General features: G+C 42.1%; 18 protein-coding genes and 1 other RNA gene. 14 read left to right on the top strand and 5 right to left on the bottom strand.

From position 1 onward, the window contains the following. Window positions 1-3 precede the first annotated feature (3 nt). The 5 genes from ACYQ2C_RS06750 to ACYQ2C_RS06730 all read left to right on the top strand — a co-directional run bounded on the left by ACYQ2C_RS06750 (window position 4) and on the right by ACYQ2C_RS06730 (window position 6673). A complete protein-coding gene (locus tag ACYQ2C_RS06750) occupies window positions 4-2220 on the top strand; it encodes a ubiquinol-cytochrome c reductase (RefSeq protein WP_460101064.1) in 2217 nt (738 codons plus the stop codon). A gap of 448 nt (window positions 2221-2668) precedes the next feature. Then, window positions 2669-3301 carry a stringent starvation protein SspA gene (gene sspA / locus ACYQ2C_RS06745; RefSeq protein WP_460051259.1) on the top strand — a complete coding sequence of 211 codons (633 nt, stop codon included), beginning with the start codon at window positions 2669-2671 and terminating at the stop codon, window positions 3299-3301. A gap of 119 nt (window positions 3302-3420) precedes the next feature. Beyond that, window positions 3421-3855: a ClpXP protease specificity-enhancing factor gene (locus ACYQ2C_RS06740; RefSeq protein WP_460051257.1), complete on the top strand. Its 435-nt coding sequence runs from the start codon at window positions 3421-3423 to the stop codon at window positions 3853-3855. 414 nt (window positions 3856-4269) lie between these two features. After that, window positions 4270-4893, top strand: a complete 624-nt coding sequence (locus ACYQ2C_RS06735; RefSeq protein WP_460051255.1) for a Yip1 family protein — start codon at window positions 4270-4272, stop codon at window positions 4891-4893. 604 nt (window positions 4894-5497) lie between these two features. Beyond that, window positions 5498-6673 carry a thiolase family protein gene (locus tag ACYQ2C_RS06730; protein WP_460051253.1) on the top strand — a complete coding sequence of 392 codons (1176 nt, stop codon included), beginning with the start codon at window positions 5498-5500 and terminating at the stop codon, window positions 6671-6673. A 100-nt stretch (window positions 6674-6773) separates the two neighbouring features. Here ACYQ2C_RS06730 and ACYQ2C_RS06725 read toward each other — a convergent pair whose 3' ends face one another. The 4 genes from ACYQ2C_RS06725 to ACYQ2C_RS06710 all read right to left on the bottom strand — a co-directional run bounded on the left by ACYQ2C_RS06725 (window position 6774) and on the right by ACYQ2C_RS06710 (window position 10483). Then, complete coding sequence (locus ACYQ2C_RS06725; RefSeq protein ID WP_460051251.1) at window positions 6774-7361, bottom strand: BON domain-containing protein; 588 nt, start codon at window positions 7359-7361, stop codon at window positions 6774-6776. Continuing rightward, the gene (locus ACYQ2C_RS06720; RefSeq protein WP_460051249.1) at window positions 7358-7975 is read right to left on the bottom strand and encodes an SIS domain-containing protein; all 618 of its coding nucleotides are present in this window, start codon (window positions 7973-7975) and stop codon (window positions 7358-7360) included. Before ACYQ2C_RS06720 ends, ACYQ2C_RS06725 begins: the two co-directional genes overlap by 4 nt. Before the next feature lie 95 nt (window positions 7976-8070). After that, entirely contained in the window at window positions 8071-8502 is a 432-nt protein-coding gene (locus ACYQ2C_RS06715) for a YraN family protein (protein ID WP_460051247.1), read from the bottom strand. A 19-nt stretch (window positions 8503-8521) separates the two neighbouring features. Then, on the bottom strand, window positions 8522-10483 hold the full coding sequence (locus ACYQ2C_RS06710) for a penicillin-binding protein activator (protein ID WP_460101068.1): 1962 nt from the start codon (window positions 10481-10483) through the stop codon (window positions 8522-8524). 30 nt (window positions 10484-10513) lie between these two features. On the opposite strand from ACYQ2C_RS06710, the gene rsmI reads away from it, so the two are divergent. Together rsmI and rnpB are read left to right on the top strand one after the other, a co-directional pair. After that, entirely contained in the window at window positions 10514-11362 is an 849-nt protein-coding gene (gene rsmI / locus ACYQ2C_RS06705) for a 16S rRNA (cytidine(1402)-2'-O)-methyltransferase (RefSeq protein ID WP_460101071.1), read from the top strand. A gap of 69 nt (window positions 11363-11431) precedes the next feature. Then, an RNA gene (gene rnpB / locus ACYQ2C_RS06700) (RNase P RNA component class A) lies at window positions 11432-11779 on the top strand. A 238-nt stretch (window positions 11780-12017) separates the two neighbouring features. On the opposite strand, the gene ACYQ2C_RS06695 is transcribed toward rnpB, so the two are convergent. Further along, window positions 12018-12305 carry a DUF6471 domain-containing protein gene (locus tag ACYQ2C_RS06695; protein WP_460051241.1) on the bottom strand — a complete coding sequence of 96 codons (288 nt, stop codon included), beginning with the start codon at window positions 12303-12305 and terminating at the stop codon, window positions 12018-12020. Window positions 12306-12422: 117 nt separating this feature from the next. Between ACYQ2C_RS06695 and ACYQ2C_RS06690 the strand changes: the two genes are divergently transcribed. From ACYQ2C_RS06690 to ACYQ2C_RS06660, 7 genes are all read left to right on the top strand, one after another. Then, window positions 12423-12812: a DUF2170 family protein gene (locus ACYQ2C_RS06690; protein WP_460051239.1), complete on the top strand. Its 390-nt coding sequence runs from the start codon at window positions 12423-12425 to the stop codon at window positions 12810-12812. 48 nt (window positions 12813-12860) lie between these two features. Continuing rightward, a complete protein-coding gene (locus ACYQ2C_RS06685; protein WP_460051237.1) occupies window positions 12861-13544 on the top strand; it encodes a PspA/IM30 family protein in 684 nt (227 codons plus the stop codon). Between the two features lie 3 nt (window positions 13545-13547). Continuing rightward, window positions 13548-14597 (top strand): potassium channel family protein, encoded by a 1050-nt coding sequence (locus ACYQ2C_RS06680; protein ID WP_460101075.1) that lies wholly within the window; start codon window positions 13548-13550, stop codon window positions 14595-14597. Continuing rightward, the gene (locus ACYQ2C_RS06675; RefSeq protein ID WP_460101077.1) at window positions 14587-15237 is read left to right on the top strand and encodes a YjfK family protein; all 651 of its coding nucleotides are present in this window, start codon (window positions 14587-14589) and stop codon (window positions 15235-15237) included. The genes ACYQ2C_RS06680 and ACYQ2C_RS06675 overlap by 11 nt, the downstream gene beginning before the upstream one ends. A 321-nt stretch (window positions 15238-15558) precedes the next feature. After that, the gene (locus ACYQ2C_RS06670) at window positions 15559-15975 is read left to right on the top strand and encodes a DUF350 domain-containing protein (protein ID WP_460051231.1); all 417 of its coding nucleotides are present in this window, start codon (window positions 15559-15561) and stop codon (window positions 15973-15975) included. 14 nt (window positions 15976-15989) lie between these two features. Continuing rightward, window positions 15990-16658 carry a DUF1190 domain-containing protein gene (locus ACYQ2C_RS06665; protein WP_460051229.1) on the top strand — a complete coding sequence of 223 codons (669 nt, stop codon included), beginning with the start codon at window positions 15990-15992 and terminating at the stop codon, window positions 16656-16658. A gap of 2 nt (window positions 16659-16660) precedes the next feature. Next, the gene (locus tag ACYQ2C_RS06660) at window positions 16661-17845 is read left to right on the top strand and encodes a glutathionylspermidine synthase family protein (RefSeq protein WP_460051227.1); all 1185 of its coding nucleotides are present in this window, start codon (window positions 16661-16663) and stop codon (window positions 17843-17845) included. Window positions 17846-18534: the final 689 nt, after the last annotated feature.

Here is an 18534-nt window from a genome sequence, read left to right as displayed (position 1 = left end):
ACAATGAGTAAAATTGCGGATTTATGGAGTTGGGTTGACTCACGCTTGCCGGTTCAGCGCGCGTGGGATACCCACATGGGAAAATATTACGCTCCTAAGAACTTCAACTTTTGGTATTTCTTTGGCGTTCTATCCATTTTAGTTCTGGTTAACCAATTGTTAACTGGTATTTGGTTGGTGATGAGCTTTGTTCCAAGTGCAGAACAAGCATTCGCCTCCGTTGAATACATCATGCGTGACGTTGATTATGGTTGGATCATTCGTTACATGCACTCAACAGGTGCTTCGGCGTTCTTTATCGTTGTGTACCTACACATGTTCCGTGGTTTGATGTACGGATCTTATAAAGCACCTCGCGAGTTAGTCTGGATTTTTGGTATGACCATTTATCTAGCGCTAATGGCAGAAGCTTTCATGGGCTACGTATTGCCATGGGGTCAAATGTCATACTGGGGTGCACAGGTAATTGTTTCGCTATTCGGTGCGATTCCTGTTGTTGGTGATGATCTTGTTCAGTGGATTCGCGGTGACTTCCTAATTTCTGGTATCACGCTAAACCGATTCTTCTCATTACACGTTATTGCCCTTCCAATTGTTATTTTAGCGTTGGTTGTGCTGCACATTTTGGCACTTCACGAAGTTGGATCTAACAACCCAGACGGCGTTGAGATTAAGAAAAATAAAGATGCTAACGGCATTCCTTTAGACGGTGTTCCATTCCATCCTTATTACTCTGTACACGATTTGGTTGGTATTACCGTATTCTTGTTTGTGTTCTGTTTTGTATTGTTCTTTATGCCTGAAATGGGTGGTTTCTTCCTAGAACACGCAAACTTCGAACAAGCAAATAACTTAAAAACTCCACCACATATCGCACCGGTTTGGTACTTTACGCCTTTCTATGCGGTACTTCGTGCAGTAACCATTGATATTGGCCCGCTTAGCTCAAAATTCTTAGGCTTGGTTGCCATGGGTGCTTCGATTGCAATCTTGTTTGTATTGCCTTGGCTGGATAAGAGCCCTGTTAAATCAATGCGCTTTAAAGGTTGGTTGCCTCGTATTCAGTTAATGAACTTCGCTGCGATGTTCGTGGTATTGGGATACTTGGGTGTGCAAGCGCCGACCGATGGTCGTACTTTATTAGCTCAGATAGCGACTCTGTTCTACTTCATTTACTTCATTCAAATGCCAGTGTTTACCAACCCAACTAAAAACCAGATGACTCCGGTGAATTTAGTTGTGGCTGTGATCTTAGCTGGATTGATGATTTATATGTCTCTCGGACAAATGGATGCTGATATTCCAGTTATGGTTCGAGTGTTGGGCTTTTACTTAGCGATTCTTACACTTCTTACTCCATGGTTAACTAACCGTGACGGTTACACTCCAGAGCCAACTCGTGTACAAGCAAAAGGTTTACCTGCGCACATTGTTTGGGGTGGTGTATTACTGTTTGCAATCTTAGCAATTGTTCCGATCAAATCAGTTGCTGCGACAGGTGGTGAATGTGGTCATGTTACTTGTGATCATATGGAGCCAGATTTACACGACAAAGAATCGTTACAACGTGGTGCAAAGTGGTTTGTTAACTACTGTATGGGTTGTCACTCAGCGCAATACTCGCGCTGGGAACGTGTTGCCGATGATTTGGAAATTCCTCATGAAGATATGATGAGTAACCTTGTTTTGGGTAAAGACAAGATTGGCGATCTCATGACAATTGCTATGCCTGCCGCAGAAGCTAAGGCTTGGTTTGGTGCAACGCCTCCAGACCTAACATTGGTTGCTCGCTCACGCAGCCCAGAGTGGTTGTACACCTATTTACGTAACTTCTATAAAGATGAGACTCGTCCAACGGGCGTGAACAACAAGGTGTTCGAAAAGGTCGCTATGCCTCATGTTTTAATGGAGTTACAAGGTCTAGCTGAGTGTGCACCAGGACCTGCCCTTGATGAGCATGGTCATGTTATGCGTAATGCGTTGGGTGAAGCTCTTCAAGATGAAGAATGTGGCAGTTTAAAAGTTGGGGCTGTCAAAGGTTCTATGACTACCGAAGAGTTTGATCAAGCCATGTATGACTTGGTTAACTTCATGGAATACATAGCAGAACCTTATGCTCTTGATCGTCAACGTATCGGTGTTTACGTATTATTGTTCTTAGTTGTTTTATACATCTTCGTGACTTTATTGAATCGTGAATACTGGCGTAACATTCATTAATGAATGTGTTACAACGATGATTCTGAAAACGCGGCCTTAGGGTCGCGTTTTTTTTAGTGATTTATTTAACTGCTCACCAGAATCGCAGTGCAATTGCAGTTTCTAGAGAATTCGATTGGCGTTAAATTTTTATATTAGCTGTGTATGGTTGATAAGCATTTAAAAGTAAAGGCACTAATGCTGATAATTTTGCCTCTCAAGGTTGAAAATTTCTTATCTATTCCCGCCGTAAGTTTTATTTTCAGGTATAATGGTCGGCTTGGCTAAGAGGTTTTGATCAGATTTAAGGTTAGCGTAGGTGTTGCGGCTTTTCAGATGCACACATTGCAGAAAAGACGTTTTTCTACAGAGAATTTCCACAACCTTTCCTGATTTTATATAAATGCATCAAACCCTCAGTTATTCCACTTGTCGTCCCAGTTTATAGTAAATACTCGAGGTGCAATCAATGGGAGTTGTTGCGAAACGCTCATCCATGACATATTTTTCCGATGGCCGTGATCATTACAGTCATCGTGTTCGTATCGTTCTGGCAGAGAAAGGAGTGTCTGTTGATGTTATCGATACAGACCCAAATAACCTACCTGAAGAACTTGCTGATCTGAATCCTTACGGAACCTTGCCAACGTTGGTTGATCGTGAGCTCGCGCTTTACGAAACCAAAGTGATGATGGAATATCTTGATGAGCGTTTTCCTCATCCACCACTTTTGCCTGTTTATCCGGTTGCGCGTGCCCAAAGTCGTTTGTGGATGCACCGTATTGAAAAAGATTGGTCGCCATTAGTTGATGCTATTGTTTTAGGTAAGAGCAAAGAGTCTGTGAATAAGGCTCGTAAAGAACTAAAAGATAGCTTATTAACCGTCGCGCCAATTTTTGAAGAAATGCCATTCTTCATGAGTGAAGAGTTCAGCATCGTAGACTGTTGTCTTGCGCCAATTTTGTGGCGTTTAGATGTATTGGATATTAAATTACCAAAAACACGTCAAGCTAAACCTTTATTCGATTATATGGATCGTCTTTTTGCTCGTGACTCCTTTAAAGAGAGTCTAACCGAAGCAGAAAAAGAAATGCGCCAATAATTGCGTTGGCATGTGAGCATTCTCATGTCTTTTATTGGCTTGAGAGTGCTTATTGCTAAAGTTCGCAAAATAGCGGTTTAAGAGCTAGCACGTCAAAAGCATTCGCACCGGGTATAGATATGTCGATGACCTCCAACAAACCATATCTGATCAAGGCCATTTATGATTGGATAGTTGATAACAAATGTACTCCGTATATCGTTGTCGATGCTTACGCACCTGAAGTTAGTGTTCCTCAGCAATATGTAAATAAAGATGGCCAAATTACCTTAAACATTTCTCCTAACGCAGTGTTGTCCCTAAATTTAGGTATTGAAGCCATTGTTTTTAATGCAAAATTTGGTGGTGTGCCCATGGATATCCATGTGCCGAGTTTTTCGGTATTAGGTATTTATGCGCGAGAAAATGGTCGTGGGATGATGTTTGAGCCAGAATCTCCCCCAGAGCCACCTAAACCGTCCAAACCGAAAATTCAGGTTGCACCGGCACCTAAAAACGAGAGTTCCAAATCAGGGCAAGAATCATCACGCCCGACTCTGCGTGTCATAAAATAAAGCTATTCATGTTATTTGGGCCAGCTCACGTGTTATTAGTGAGTTGGCTACTCCTGTCGTTAAAATCATTATATTTTCCAGAAAAAACGTAATTCTTGACTAAAGTGTTAACTTGGTCTCGTTATGTGTTATTCGTTCGAATCTAAATCAGTTTAGGCAAAGATGTTGCGAACATTTGTTCGAGCGTAGCGAATTTTGTTCGGTTTTTCGAGATTACGAAGATCAGCACTTATTTCTATTCTGTCGAATAAGCTCTTCATATTTTTATTTTTTTGTCTGAATAGTCAAAAATTAGACTTGGTCTGACTTAAAACGAAAATTTTAATGAGAAGAACTTATTGGAGGGAGAGTCATTCCTCGCTAATACTGAGTTAGTTGTAAACCATAAAATGCTTTCGACAATTGGAGGGGCTTATGGCCATCTTGGAGCATACACTTGGAATAATGATTCACCCTGACAAAGAATGGCAGGAAATTAGAAAAGAAAAACATTCCTTCTTGCAGGTCTTTATCAGTCACGTTCCTTTTTTAGCGTTAATTCCTGCCGTATCTGCGTATATCGGCGTTACACAAGTCGGTTGGTCGTTCGGTGCAGGCGGCGTCACTAAGCTCACACCTATGAGTGCTGCGAGCCTGTGTTTAATCACGTATTTTGCACTCATTATTGGTGTTTACATGCTGGGTGAGTTCATCAATTGGATGTCTAAAACCTATGGTGTCCGTGATGGTGACGAACAGCGTCATTACGAAGGTACAGCATTGGCTGTTTATGTTAGCACTCCAGTATTTTTAGCGAGTGTTGTGCATTTATATCCTGATATTTACCTAAATGCTGCGGTTGTAGGAATCGCTGGAGCTTATGCGATTTATCTAATTTACGAAGGTATTCCGATTTTAATGAATATCTCTAAAGAACGCGCATTTATGTACGCAACTTCAGTGGTCACAATAGCACTGGTTCTAGCTGTGATGGTGCGCGTGGGGTCGGTGATTTTGTGGACTGTTGCCGTGCATCCTGTTTATATAGATGGAATATAATTTGGGTATCACCTCCTAAAGCACAGTTTATTTAACCTCCATTTAAGCTCTACACTCCGCGTAAAAGGATTTGCGCGGTGATCTCTTCAAGATGAAAGCCTCATTTTCAATAGTCAATAAATCCGCTCTTTTCATTGAATTGGCTGGTTTTCAAATCTGAAATTTTATTTTCCAGCTTAATCCTCGCCAATTCTTAAGGTTTGATGAAACGAAATAAATTCTCTGCTGACAAAATAACTGATTCGATTTCGCTTCATTATTGTTATTAATGTCTAATATTAATTAAAAATAGATTGTTTATTTCTAATGTGGCTTAGAAACTGATTCATTTGGTTGAATGTTTTATTTAAGCTTTTAACAATTAACCGACTTGAAAAACTGGCATTTAGGCGCTGATTTTTCAAGTGATTAGAGTGTAAAACGATCTATTCAGAAGCATTCTAAATTTCTCGTTTAATAAATGATCTGTATATTGTTTAAATCAAATCTACAGTTTTGCTTTGGTATTTAATACTCAAGGCATTTCGGAATTTTTTCAGATAACCCAAAATGACACGTTTTAACTAGACAATAACAACAACAAGTTAGTTTTTCGGAGGATGATATGAGTACATCAGTGGTAATTGTTGGCTTTGCACGTACCCCAATGGGCGGCTTGCAAGGTGATTTGAGTGAAGTATCAGCAACTGAGTTAGGTTCCACTGCGATTAAAGGTGCTCTAGCCGATGCTGGTATTGAAGGCAGTGATGTTGATCAAGTTTATATGGGTTGTGTTTTACCTGCTGGGCTAGGGCAAGCTCCAGCGCGTCAAGCATCATTGGGTGCTGGAATTCCCAACTCAGTGCCAGTTTCTACCATTAACAAGCTCTGCGGCTCAGGTATGAAAACCGTACAAATGGCTTGCGATATCATCCAAGTAGGACGAGCAAAAGTCGTTGTTGCTGGTGGTATGGAGAGTATGACTCGTGCCCCGCATATGTTGACCAAAGCGCGACAAGGTTATCGATTAGGTCACGGCGAGCTTCTCGACCATATGTACACCGATGGTTTACAAGATGCTTACAGTGGTGCGTTGATGGGTGCTTACGCAGAAAACTGCGCTGGTAAGTACGAGTTTTCTCGTGAAGAGCAAGATGCTTACGCGATTGAATCTTTGGCAAGAGCAAACAAAGCAATTACCGAAGGTAAGTTCAAGCGTGAAATCGCAGCTGTTACCATTCAGACTCGCAAGGGCGAAGTTGTCGTTGATACGGATGAACAACCTAGCAAGGCTCGTCCCGAAAAAATTCCAACGTTAAAACCTGTGTTTAAGAAAGACGGCACAGTTACAGCCGCTAATGCTAGCTCAATTTCTGATGGCGCAGCCGCCTTGGTTTTAATGAGCGAAGAAGAAGCCAATCGTCGTGGTTTGAAAATTCTTGCCCGTGTCAAAGCTCAAGCTGAACATGCTCACGAGCCAGAGTGGTTTACAACTGCACCTGTTGGCGCTATTCGTAAAGTACTTGATGAAACCCAGTGGGCTGCTAGCGATGTCGATTTATACGAAGTTAACGAAGCTTTTGCAGTGGTTACCATGGCGGCAATGCGTGAGTTCGATTTAGATCATGCTAAGGTCAACGTTCATGGTGGTGCTTGTGCTCTAGGTCATCCGCTTGGTGCATCTGGTGCGCGCGTTATGGTTACTTTGCTTGGCGCTATGGAGGCCTACGACAAGAAAACCGGTATCGCAGCTCTATGTATTGGTGGCGGCGAAGGTATTGCAATTGCTCTAGAGCGCTAATTCGTTATTCAACCACCATTTTTTTATGGCGGTTTTCGAGCTAACAAAAAGGCAGTTTAATAACTGCCTTTTTGTTATTGCTACTTTATGTTAGTTCCAATTATTCGACGTACTCGAAAACCCGAACAACCTTTATTACACCGCTGATACCGGCAACGGCAGTGGTAACTTTCTCTGCTTGGGCGTGGCTTAATAATCCCATTAAAAATACCGAACCATTTTCAACTCGATATTTTACTCTTGAGCTGTCGATGTCTTTGTCTTGGATCAGCTTGGCCTTAACTTTTGTTCCTATCCATTGATCGTTTCTATTCATCCAGAAAGTTGCATTGCTACGAATTTCTAGCTCATTATGAACTTGGCGAATACGATTAATACTAGAAACTACTCTGGCAGCTTGGGCGCGAATAGCTTGATCAGGTACTTGTCCGGTCAGCAATGCCACGCCGTTGTATACAGTAATCTGAATGTTGGAAGCTTTAAGTTTGTCACTGGTTTTTCTAAGGTTTACTCGAGCAATGGTTTCTAGTTGCTCATCATCAATATAGGTTCCCAAGGTTCGTTTGGTTGGATCGGGATCGATGGGCTCTTTTGTGGTTGCATCAACAAGTGCTGTACAGCCAGTGATTAACGACAATAAAACAAAAAACCATGTAAGTCTGAGAAGGTTTTGAAAAGCTAACGTCATGTTTCTAATGGTCCAAACAGTTGGTTATCAATTAGGTCACAGAGACAGAAAGTACACAGTAAGTGCACTTCGTGAATTCTTGCTCGCGAATCAACAGGCACGCGAATTTCCATATCGTTGTCATAAAGTAGCGAAGGAATGTTACCTCCATCTCGACCGGTAAAGGCCACTACAGACATATTACGGTCATGAGCAGCAGCGACAGCTTGAATTAAGTTACTGGGATTACCGCTGGTGGTAAAAAGCACCAGAACATCGCCATCTTGACCCAGTGCAAGTACTTGCTTGGCGAATATATCGTTAAAACTTTTATCGCTGGCAAATGCGGTTATCGCCACCGGGTTAGTTGCGAGTGTGTAGGCAGCAAAACCCGGACGCTCTCGCTCGAAGCGATTCATTAAACAGGCGGAGAGCACTTGACCATTAGCCGCAGAAATTCCGTTACCAGCAATCAGTATTTTTCTTTCGTTTAACAGCGCATCGACAACGAGATGGCTGGCATCGACTAAAGCCGGTGCGAGTATTTCTCCGGACTCCATTTTGGCTTCAAGACTGCGATGAAAGAGCGTAATAACCCTTTCTTCCAAGTCTTGATTGAGTTCTTGATCTACCATAAAACGAAAAAAAATCCTGTAATCTCTAAGGTGTATTGCTGGCGATTAGTTACACATAACTACTTTTTTTAAAAAGCAGTCGTGATGTTTAATTTTTATTCCAGTAAAAAGGCGTTTTTAATCCAATTTACTTCAATTTTTGCCGCTGTTTTTTGCAGCGCGATAACATCAAATCGACAGTCGTAATTTTTGTATTTTGGGTGTTCAATTAAAAAATATTGGGCGGCTCTTATAATTTTCTTTTGTTTGCTGAGTGATACCATCTCTTGAGCATATCCGTAGTCACTACGGCTGCGAAATTTCACCTCAACAAAGAGCAAACAATTAGATTTCTCTAAAATTAAATCGATTTCTCCGCCGCGACACGCGTAATTTCGCGCCAGGTATTTTAATCCATTTTGGATTAAATAGGCTTCTGCAAATTGTTCGGCGCTTTTACCATCGGTTACATTAATTGCATCAGGATCGACTGCATTCGCCTTTTTCTTGGTGTTTTGATTTTTTCGTGTAAAAAAATCAAAATTCATCAAACTCTCCAAAGATTGACTAACGCGAACCTAAGACAAGACCATTGGCGACGCTGGGTAGCACTTTTGCTTGGCCGTTGATAATCGTCGCCCAAGTTTGTACCCGTTTCATTTTTCCCATGTTGTCCAATTGCAAGCTGCCGGTTGCTCCGTAGAGCTTGGTGCTGTCAATGGTTTCGAGCTGTTTTAATCTCGGATACAACCTAAACGCATCAACACCCAAAGCATGCAAGCTCTGTAGCGACTCGGGTGTTTTTAGATTCCGTTCTAACTGGTCTTTTAATTCAGGATCGTAACCGAAGTACCAGGGTAAAGAGATAAAGCGTATTCCGTTTAGGTCACCATTTGCCCCTGCGCTGTCAAAACCGTTGTAAAGATGACTTGTAGCGTAGACGGGTACATCACCTGCGTAGTGGAATGCCAGTGTGGGTTTTAGCTGTTTGGCGTCACGATTGTTGGCAACCATGAAGATCATATCGATATCATCGCGCGAGCGAGGTTCGAATTCGATATTTTTACCAATAACTCGTCTCAAGTCTTTCATTCGTTGCTTGCTGCGATCGACCAATAGAGACGTTTCGATGATGTTTGAGAACTGCTGTTGTTCCGCAAACTGAGTATCGGCAGCGACTTCACCGCCTAACTCTAGCCAATGAGCCTTGAAAGCTTCCGCGGCACGTTGTCCCCAATCGCGATTAGAGGCAAGAATCATGACTCGACGCTTTCCGTCTAGCCAGGCTCGTTCTGCAATCTGATAACCTTCGTCTTCAGCCGATAAGCCGAATTGGAATAGATTTTCGGTAAGTAGTTGTTGGTCATTGAGATAGTTAAGGGCCAATGTTGGAACCGGTAAAACAGGTCGTAAATTCAACTCTTCAAGACTTTCTTTTTGCAGCGGGCCAATAATCGCCCCTGCGCCCTCGGCTACCGCCTGATCATAAACGGTGTTGATATTCGCGCCTTCAGTGTCATAAATCTTAATTTGAATAGCCGAATCAGATTTGTTCAATGAATCAAAATAAGTCGCCAAAAAACCATCTCGAATTGCACTGGCGGCACTGGCGTAACGTCCGGATAACGGCAAAAGTAAAGCGACTTGTTTGGGTTGAGTTACCACCAATTGCTGTAAGAGTTGTAGGTCTTGAGGAAGACTTCGGTTGGCTGGGTGATCTCGCCATTGCAGCCTCCAACCATTAACCTGCTGTAATTGTTGATCAAGAGATAAGTCGTTATTTTTCGAGATAGCCGCTAAGGCATACCAGCCTTTTAACAAACTTGATGATTCACTTGTACTTAGCTCAACCAAAGATGATTCCGGTAATGCGGTCAGCACCGCCCACAGTTTCTCGCTGTTTTCCTGTTCTTGTTCCGGCGTTGTTAATAGCGGAGTAATTGCCAAGTGTTCATGAATGGCTTTTATTGATTCATCCAGCAATGCGTAAAGTAGCGCTCGGTGTTGGCGCAGCTTTAATTCCAGATCTGGCTCAAGTGTTGTTATTAAAAGATTGAGTCTGTTGCTGTTGAACAGGCGATTTGCAATAAAGTATTCGCCCTTGTTGAGGGCCAGTTCGCCATAACTGATTGAGTAATCAACAAAATTATTCTCATCTAAAAACTCAGGACGAATCTCATCATAAAGACGGAAAGACGCATCAATGTTGAGTTGATTGTAAAGAGCCTTAGCAGCAGCAAGTTTAAAGGCTTGAGCTTGATCTTGGGCACCTTGTTGCTCGGCAAACTGAGCTTTATCGAGCAGCGATTGAATGGATTCGCTGGTGTTTTGTGACGGGTTCAAGCTTTGATTTTGTGGTTTTTCGTTACCGCCACAACCAACAAGTACTCCGCATAAGCTCACCGCTAACAGAGATATTTTGAGTGTCTGAGTCGGGACCCGTATACTTGCTCGCAAATTATTGAACGAACCTGCAATAAATTCTTCTGTTTTAGCTTCGTTGTTGAATGATGATGGCTTTGAACGCATGAATTATCTTGCCCTGATTTCAGGAAATTTATGACTTCTAATACAAATTGGGGGCAATTGTACATTGTCGCCACCCCAATCGGTAACCTCGCAGATATGGCTCCGAGAGCTCTAGACGTTTTGAGTCGAGTCGATTTAATTGCCGCAGAAGATACACGTCACAGTATTAAGTTGCTAGAACACTTCCAAATCAGTACAACGATGACTGCCTATCACGACTTCAGTGACAACAATTCTACCGAAAAGCTCATTGATAAACTCAAATCTGGGTTAAATATTGCGCTTATTTCTGATGCTGGAACGCCATTGATATCTGACCCTGGATATCGATTGGTGCAACGTGCTCGCCAAGAAGGTCTATCGGTAACGCCCATTCCGGGAGCTTGTGCATTAATTGCTGCACTTTCGGCATCTGGCCTCGCTACAGATCGTTTTCACTTTGAAGGCTTTCTACCCGCTAAAACTGTGGCGCGCTCAAAAATATTGTCTGATCTGAGCAAAGTGACCGCGACCTTGGTTTTTTACGAAGCTCCACACAGAATTCTTTCAAGCTTACAAGACATGGCAACGGTGTTTGGTGGTGAGCGGCAAGTCGTTGTAGCCAGAGAGCTGTCTAAGACCTTTGAGACATTTCTTTCCGGCTCGTTGGATGAAGTTATTACCACTGTGAGCAGTGATTCAAATCAGCAACGAGGCGAAATTGTGGTGATGGTTTCTGGAGCCGTATTTGACGCTACCGAAATTGATCCTGATGCGCAAAAACTGCTCCTATTACTCATTCAATCATTACCACTTAAACAAGCAGCTTCGATTGTGAGTGAATACAGTGGTATCAAAAAAAATAAGCTCTATGACTGGGGCTTGTCTCAAAAAGATTAGTCCAATCTTATAATAAGCTTGGTATGCATTCGGCTTGCTTCGCGATCTATAAAAAAGTAACCTACGCGCGAAGTCGGCTGGACAGTCGCTCCAGTTTACTGGGGAGGAAAGTCCGGGCTCCAAAGGGTAGAGCGCCAGGTAACGCCTGGGGGGTGAAAACCTACGGCCAGTGCAACAGAGAGTAGACCGCCTAAGTTATCTTTGATAACCGGTAAGGGTGAAAGGGTGCGGTAAGAGCGCACCGCGCAACTGGTAACAGCTTGTGGCACGGTAAACCCCGCTCGGAGCAAGACCAAATAGGCCTTCTATGGTGCGACCCGTACTGAAGGCGGGTAGGTTGCTAGAGGTGTTCGGTGACGAGCATCCCAGATGAATGACTGTCCACGACAGAACCCGGCTTACAGGCCGACTTCAATTTTATTTCTCGCCAAATTTCTTTTCTCTATTGAGCACTTTTCGCACATTGATATCTTTGAGCGTTAAGAACCGCTTAAGTATTTTCTAATAATAAGCTTTTATCTTCGAATAGAACTTATTTCTACAAATCTAAATCGAAGTTGTCTCTTGGATTTAAATAAATATTAATAACAAAACTCGCACAATAGTTAGCATTTATTTGAACTACTATTTGTTAATTTAATGCGATATTCGCTGATTAAAGATGTTCTTTTTGAATGGCGTTTAGCAGCTCGGCGAGTAAACTTTGAGAGACCTGCTCAACATTCATGACAAAAAGCAGTTGTAATAATAGGTCGGCGCCCAAAATTCCTCGATTAATCTTATTTCGAAGATTGGCCGCTGTTTGCACGGTACCGTGTTTAGCGAGCAGTTCACTTAGGTCATCGTATTTGAGCTTTTTCTTGCTCATTTCGGCTTTTATGAGTCGGCTAACCAACTCGCGCCATTGAACATTGGGTTTTGCATCGTTGCTAATAGTATTCATGTGTAAACCATTTTTTACAAAAAAACATTTTACAGACATTTTAAATGTTATATGATGTGCACGCTAGCTAGTAAAACCGTGCCAAAATAAATTAATTAACTTAGGAGAGAGCTTGGTATGGGTTGTAATCTCACACAAGTAGAGGAAATGTTAAAGGAGAACGATCATTGGGCAGTGCACACAGAGAACGGAGTTCTGTGCATTACCAATGCTGATGGCATTGATGCCTTCCTCGCCGTAAGTGGTGAGCAAATAGTGGTTGAATCTATTTTATTTGCTAAAAGTCAGGTCAAAGATGTGGCTGGACTGAATGATGAAATCCTAAAAACGCATCAAGTTTTCCCTCTGACAACGATAGCAATTTCGACCATAGATGGGCAGGAATATTACGTCGCCTTCGGAGCGCTTTCTTCTCAATCCGATAAAGAAAGCATCAAAATCGAAGTGGAAACACTTTTCGATAATATTGAAGGTTTTTTAGACGCTTACGAAAATTATTTGCAATAAATTTTGATTCCACGACATTAGCTGTCGTGAGAAAAATGAGGTGTTCATATGAGTGTTTGGAGAAAATTAGTGACCGCAGTGAAAGGCGGTGTGAACGAAGTTGCTGAGACTGTTGCTGATAGTCAAGCATTGCGTATTCTAGATCAAGAAATTCGTGAGGCAAAAGAAGAGCTGCGCCGATCAGATACTGCACTGACTCAAATTATGGCCAAACGTAAATTGGCTGAGCAAAAGGTCGCAAGCCTAAAACAATCTGTGTCTGAGTATGAATCTCATGCCATTACAGCCAACGAAAAAGGTGACCAGCAATTAGCGTTAGATTGCGCACAACGTGTGGTTGATTTAAGTGGCCAGCTTGAGAACGAGCAACAATTTGTTGATCAATTCAATCAGTCTGAAAAAGCACTTAGAGCTAATATTGAAAAAGCGAAGAATAATCTTCGTAAAATGGAACAACAAGTGGATATGGTAAAAGCCACTGAGTCTGTTCAAAAAGCACAAACGGCTGTGTCTTCACGCCATATGGGCGCAAACAGCAAGATGAAAACCGCAGCAGAATCGCTGAGTCGAATTCAAGATCGTCAAAAAGAGCGTCAAGCTCAGCTTGAAGCTGCCGGCGAGCTTGCGGAAGCAGAATCGGGCGATGCACTCGAAAAACGTTTACGCGAAGCCGGCATTAATGGTGGCAACAAGTCTGCTAGCGATGAACTCGCGAGGATTTTGGCAAAATAACAAATGCACGTGTTTAACTATTTACGAAAATTGTTAATCCGGCATTTTCTAGAGCTGCGCTGGCAAACTTTTGTGTTGGTCATCGCGGCTTATTTTTTTATAAGCTGGGTACTATTACGACTAAGCGGTGAGGCAGCTATCACCGAGCTTAGTGTTTTTTTTTACTGGATGATGGTTACTGCATCGACCGTAGGTTACGGTGATTTTTCACCAACAACTGTTGCCGGGCGTTATGCAGTATCGCTGTTTGTTATTCCCGTTGGACTTAGTCTCTTTGGTTTGGCGGTTGGACGTATTGCGGCGTTTATTTCTTTTCAGTGGCATCGTGGCGTAAAAGGATTAAAAACTTTGCATTATCAAGATCATATTGTCGTAATTGGCTGGAATGGAGCTCGCACGTTGCAGTTGCTGCGATTGTTGCTGCGTGAAATGGAACACCAAGACAAACCTAAGAATATTGTTCTTTGTGTACGAGTCGATATTGAAAATCCACTACCAAACGATATTGGATTTGTTCGAGCTGAAAGCTTTACCAGTGATTCGGATATGGAGAGAGCCTCCATCGATAAGGCTGCTACCATAATTATCGATAATCCAGACGATGATATTACTCTTACCACGGCACTGTATTGCCACAGCAAAAATCCCACCGCACATTCCATCGCGTATTTTTCAGAAGAGTCTTTAGGGTTGTTGCTCAATAAGCACTGTCCTAATGTGGAGTGCCTCCCCTCTGTTGCCGTCGAAATGATGGCCAAAGCTGCGGTTGATCCCGGTTCTAGCTTTTTGCATCATGAATTATTGAATGTCGATAAAGGCATGACTCAATATTCGTTACGCTTTAATTTTGAACGAGAATTAAGTGTTGAAGACTTATTTTTGTATTTAAAACGATCTTTTGATGCAACGCTCATTGCTATTGCCGATCCGTCTAACTGGCAAATTTCTTTAAACCCAAAACTCAATGAACAAGTCAAACCTGGGTATGTGATTTATTACATCGCAGATGAGCGTATTCAATTTATTGATTGGAGCGGTATAAATGTTCAGTAAACTGTTTGGAAAATCTAAAGAAAAGCCCGCCCAAAGCTCGGTTCCTGAAATTATGGGTTTACGATTGGGCGGCGCATTTAATTTAGATGAACTAAGAATGCGTTTAATAGAACCAAAGTTAACCGTAGAAGGTGTTGCCAGAACTCAGTTTATTCAAGCAGTTGGCCGCGCCGTGATGGATGACGATTCTGTTATTTTGCGTTTTTACACCGACGATGATGGATTTTTACAGGTTGTCCTTTCCGGTGGCGAGTCCGAAGAAAATATTACCAATGTTCAACTTTGGTATTTTTACGATACTCAGGGTATCGGGAGTCAACGCGATTGGGATCAGTTATTGAAATCGGGCGTTAGCCAAGAATCTTTCAGTTTAGAAGGTGAGCAATTTTCTCGCTTGTGGACTAGTACCGGGTCAGAATCTCCGCCGGTGGCCATGACAGAAACAACCTACATGGAAAAGGACAAAACCTCTGAAACTGATCAGTTTGTTATGCTGTACGAGCGCGTTATTGAAGATGGGTTGGTTGAATATGCAATGATTTCTGCCGAAGAAAAAATCATTGATAACAATTACGATCGCTGCGTAGTAAAAAGCACTGGCTTTGATTTAATGGTTTCGGATATTGATATTATTGGGTAGCGCACCATTTTTTACAGAATAATTATTTTAAAATGCATCTTAAAACACAGTGTTTATTGAATAGTCCCGTTTTATATTGGGCGGGGTTTCTAAGGCTGTTTCAAAAAATTACTGGTTGATTCTCTTTTGATTCATTCAGTGGTAAGAAATGAAAATATAATTTCAATACCATCTCAATGACGTATCATTGCCAGAATTGGTGGCGTATTTTTACATCGCCGGGTGCTCTGGGTTAATTATTCTCAATAAATTAGAGTCACCTCAAAATTTAGTTTGATTGATGATTAAAAATTATTTTTAGAATGAATTCGGGATAAGTGTATGGAAGCTTTGCAAAACTCTCTACTCGGTCTGGGTAATTTTGCCCTTTATTTTGCGATCTCTTTGGTATTTCTCTTCTTATTTAAAGCAATTTACGCTTGGTTTACCCCTCACGACGAATGGAAGCTTGTTAAAGAAGAAAAAAACATTGCCGCCGCTGTGGGTTTCTCAGGAGCAATTATTGGGTTTTGTTTAGCGTTAGCCAGTGCCGCAAGTAATTCTGTATCGATCATTGATTACACTATTTGGGCGGTTGTTGCATTAATTGCGCAGTTAATAGCTTTTGTAATTGTACGCTTTGTGTTTATGCCCAAACTCGTTCAACGTATTAATGATAATGAAATCTCAGCGGGTATTATGCTAGGCGGTACATCTATCGCCGTAGGTTTATTAAACGCGGCCTGCATGACCTATTAATTGGAGCGTGAATCATGAAGAGAACTCGTTCAATTAATTTGCAGCGAATGCGCAAGCTCGACCAATCTACTATTGGCTCAATACTTACTACGCACTTAAAACCAATTGTTGTGTCTGTTGCGGCAGCGACCTTAGTTGCCTGTTCAGATGGCGGTGAAAAAGGGGTTGTATACAGCGATGCCTCCGACTGCATCAGTCAAAATCCCGAACAAGCTGAAACCTGCCAAGCCGCGTATAACGAAGCTCTTGGTAAAGCCAGTGAATCCGGCCCCAAATACTCCACGCTTGAGTCCTGCACCTACGAGTTTGGTGAGCGAAACTGTGTTCCTTACCAAGCGCCAAGTGGGCAGAGTTGGTTTGTTCCAGCCATGGCAGGCTTTATTTTAGCGAATGTTATCGACGACATTACCGATCGTAGACGCTATCAAACCGCGCCACTTTATACCTCTTACTCAAGGCACTCTCCATTTTACGGCCAATGGTCTTCTGTTGATGGCTACGTGTATGGCCCGAGTCGGTACGGATCAATCCGGGTAGATGATTCTGCGTTTAAACCAAAACCTAAGGTTACTAAGACAATCGCTCGCGGTGGTTTTGGATCGACTGTTGCCGCCAAGTCGAATTGGAGTAGTAGCTCGTCGAAAAGTGGTTGGGGTTCATCTAAAGGCGGTTGGGGCGGTTAATTGTGCGTCGAATTAAGACGCGGGAGCGAAATGACTGGCAAGGCTTGGCATTAGAGTTTGGATTTAAATTCCACACCATGTATGGCCAAGCCTACTGGGACGAGACGGCGTATTACGAGTTCTCCCTAGAGCAGATTGAGCGCGATATCGAATCTCCCACCGAGGAGATTCACCAGATGTGTTTGCAGGTTGTCGATCGAGTCGTTGACAGCGAAGAGCTTATGGCTTTATTTCAAATTCCACGCGATCAGTGGGATTTGGTTCGAAATTCCTGGAAGCAAAAAGAACCGAGCTTATATTCTCGGCTCGATCTCGCATACAACGGCAGCTCACCGGCCAAACTCTTCGAAAACAACGCCGATACACCGACAAGCTTATACGAATCAGGCTTTTGGCAATGGTTATGGCTAGAGGATAAGATTCGTTCTGCTGAGTTGTCCAATCAAAGCGATCAATTCAATTCTATTCAGGAAAAGCTAATCGATCGTTTCCGATTTTTATCGCAGCACTATCAACAGAATCTGTTTCATTTTTCCTGCTGTAAAGACACCGATGAAGATCGCGGAACCGTTCAATACCTAGAGGACTGTGCTAGAGAAGCTGGTTTAGATAGCGAGTTTGTTTATGTAGAGGATATTGGCTTGGGCTATCTAGAGTCTGAGCAACGGTCGGTTTTTACGGACTCTTCTGATCAAGTCATTGATGTGTTGTTTAAATTGTATCCTTGGGAGTTTATGCTCAGGGAAGATTTTGCCGAGCATCTTGATGAGGCAGGTGTTCGTTGGCTAGAACCAGCCTGGAAGGCGCTCGTATCTAACAAAGCACTACTTCCATTATTGTGGGAGATGTTTCCCCGTCACCCGAATCTACTGCCTTGTTTTTTTTCGGAGCAAGCGGCGATCGATGCGGGACTGAGGCATTTTGTTAAGAAGCCGATTTTTGCTCGCGAAGGTGCTAACGTGAGCATCGTTAATGATGGGAAGGTTACCTTTCAATCAGATGGCCCTTACGGGGACGAAGGCTATATTTTTCAGGCTTACGAACCCCTCCCTCAATTTGACGGCAATTACACACTGATTGGTTCGTGGTTGATAAATGATCAGGCTGCGGGAATTTCGGTTCGCGAAGATACCCAAATCATTACCCAGGATCTATCGCGCTATCTTCCACACTGTATAAAACCTTAGTTTTTATCTTAGTATTTACCCTCCTTATATAATCTCTATCTTGCGCGTTGTTCTCGGAGCCTTTCTTGGCGTATTTTTGATCGGTTTTGATTCCTTTCCTAGACGATTTTTTAAAAACTGATTTGTTTTTGTTATAAAAAAGGCTCTGATTTTTTCTAACTGTCGATATAAAAACACCAAAATGAGCGTTTTTAATCGGCGTTCTAATACCAAAATTTGGTTAAATTACGCTCTTTTAATCTCCGCACTGAATGATCGAGAGCGCTTCCTTTGCTGGCTGCGATTCAACTGTAAGTTAGTACATACAAACTTTTAGATTGATTTTTAATCAAATTAAATTTGTTGCTTTTTTTATCAGCATATTAGTGAAAGTGTGTATTCACTTTTACTCTTGTTTACATTTTTGCGAAATTATCGCAAAAATTCTTTAATAATTTTTTTCTTCTTAATCCCAAATTTTAATGATGGTTCTAACTTATTGTTTTTAAAGAAAAATAGAACAAGCTAATGGACCCCTAATTTATTTAAAATTTTCCTGTTATGTCGTTTACTCCTCAAATTTGAATTTTTCCAATGCAATCAACGCGCTAAACAATTCTACCCAACTTGACTTTAAGTAGATGCCACTTATAGTGTGCATTAGTGGGAAAAAGTGGTGAATAGTGTATTTTTGTGGAGTTAGCGACTCT

This window comes from Sessilibacter sp. MAH3, assembly GCF_054658275.1.
The sequence above is the reverse complement of the archived record's forward strand: the minus strand, read 5'-3'. Positions and strand labels throughout refer to the sequence as shown.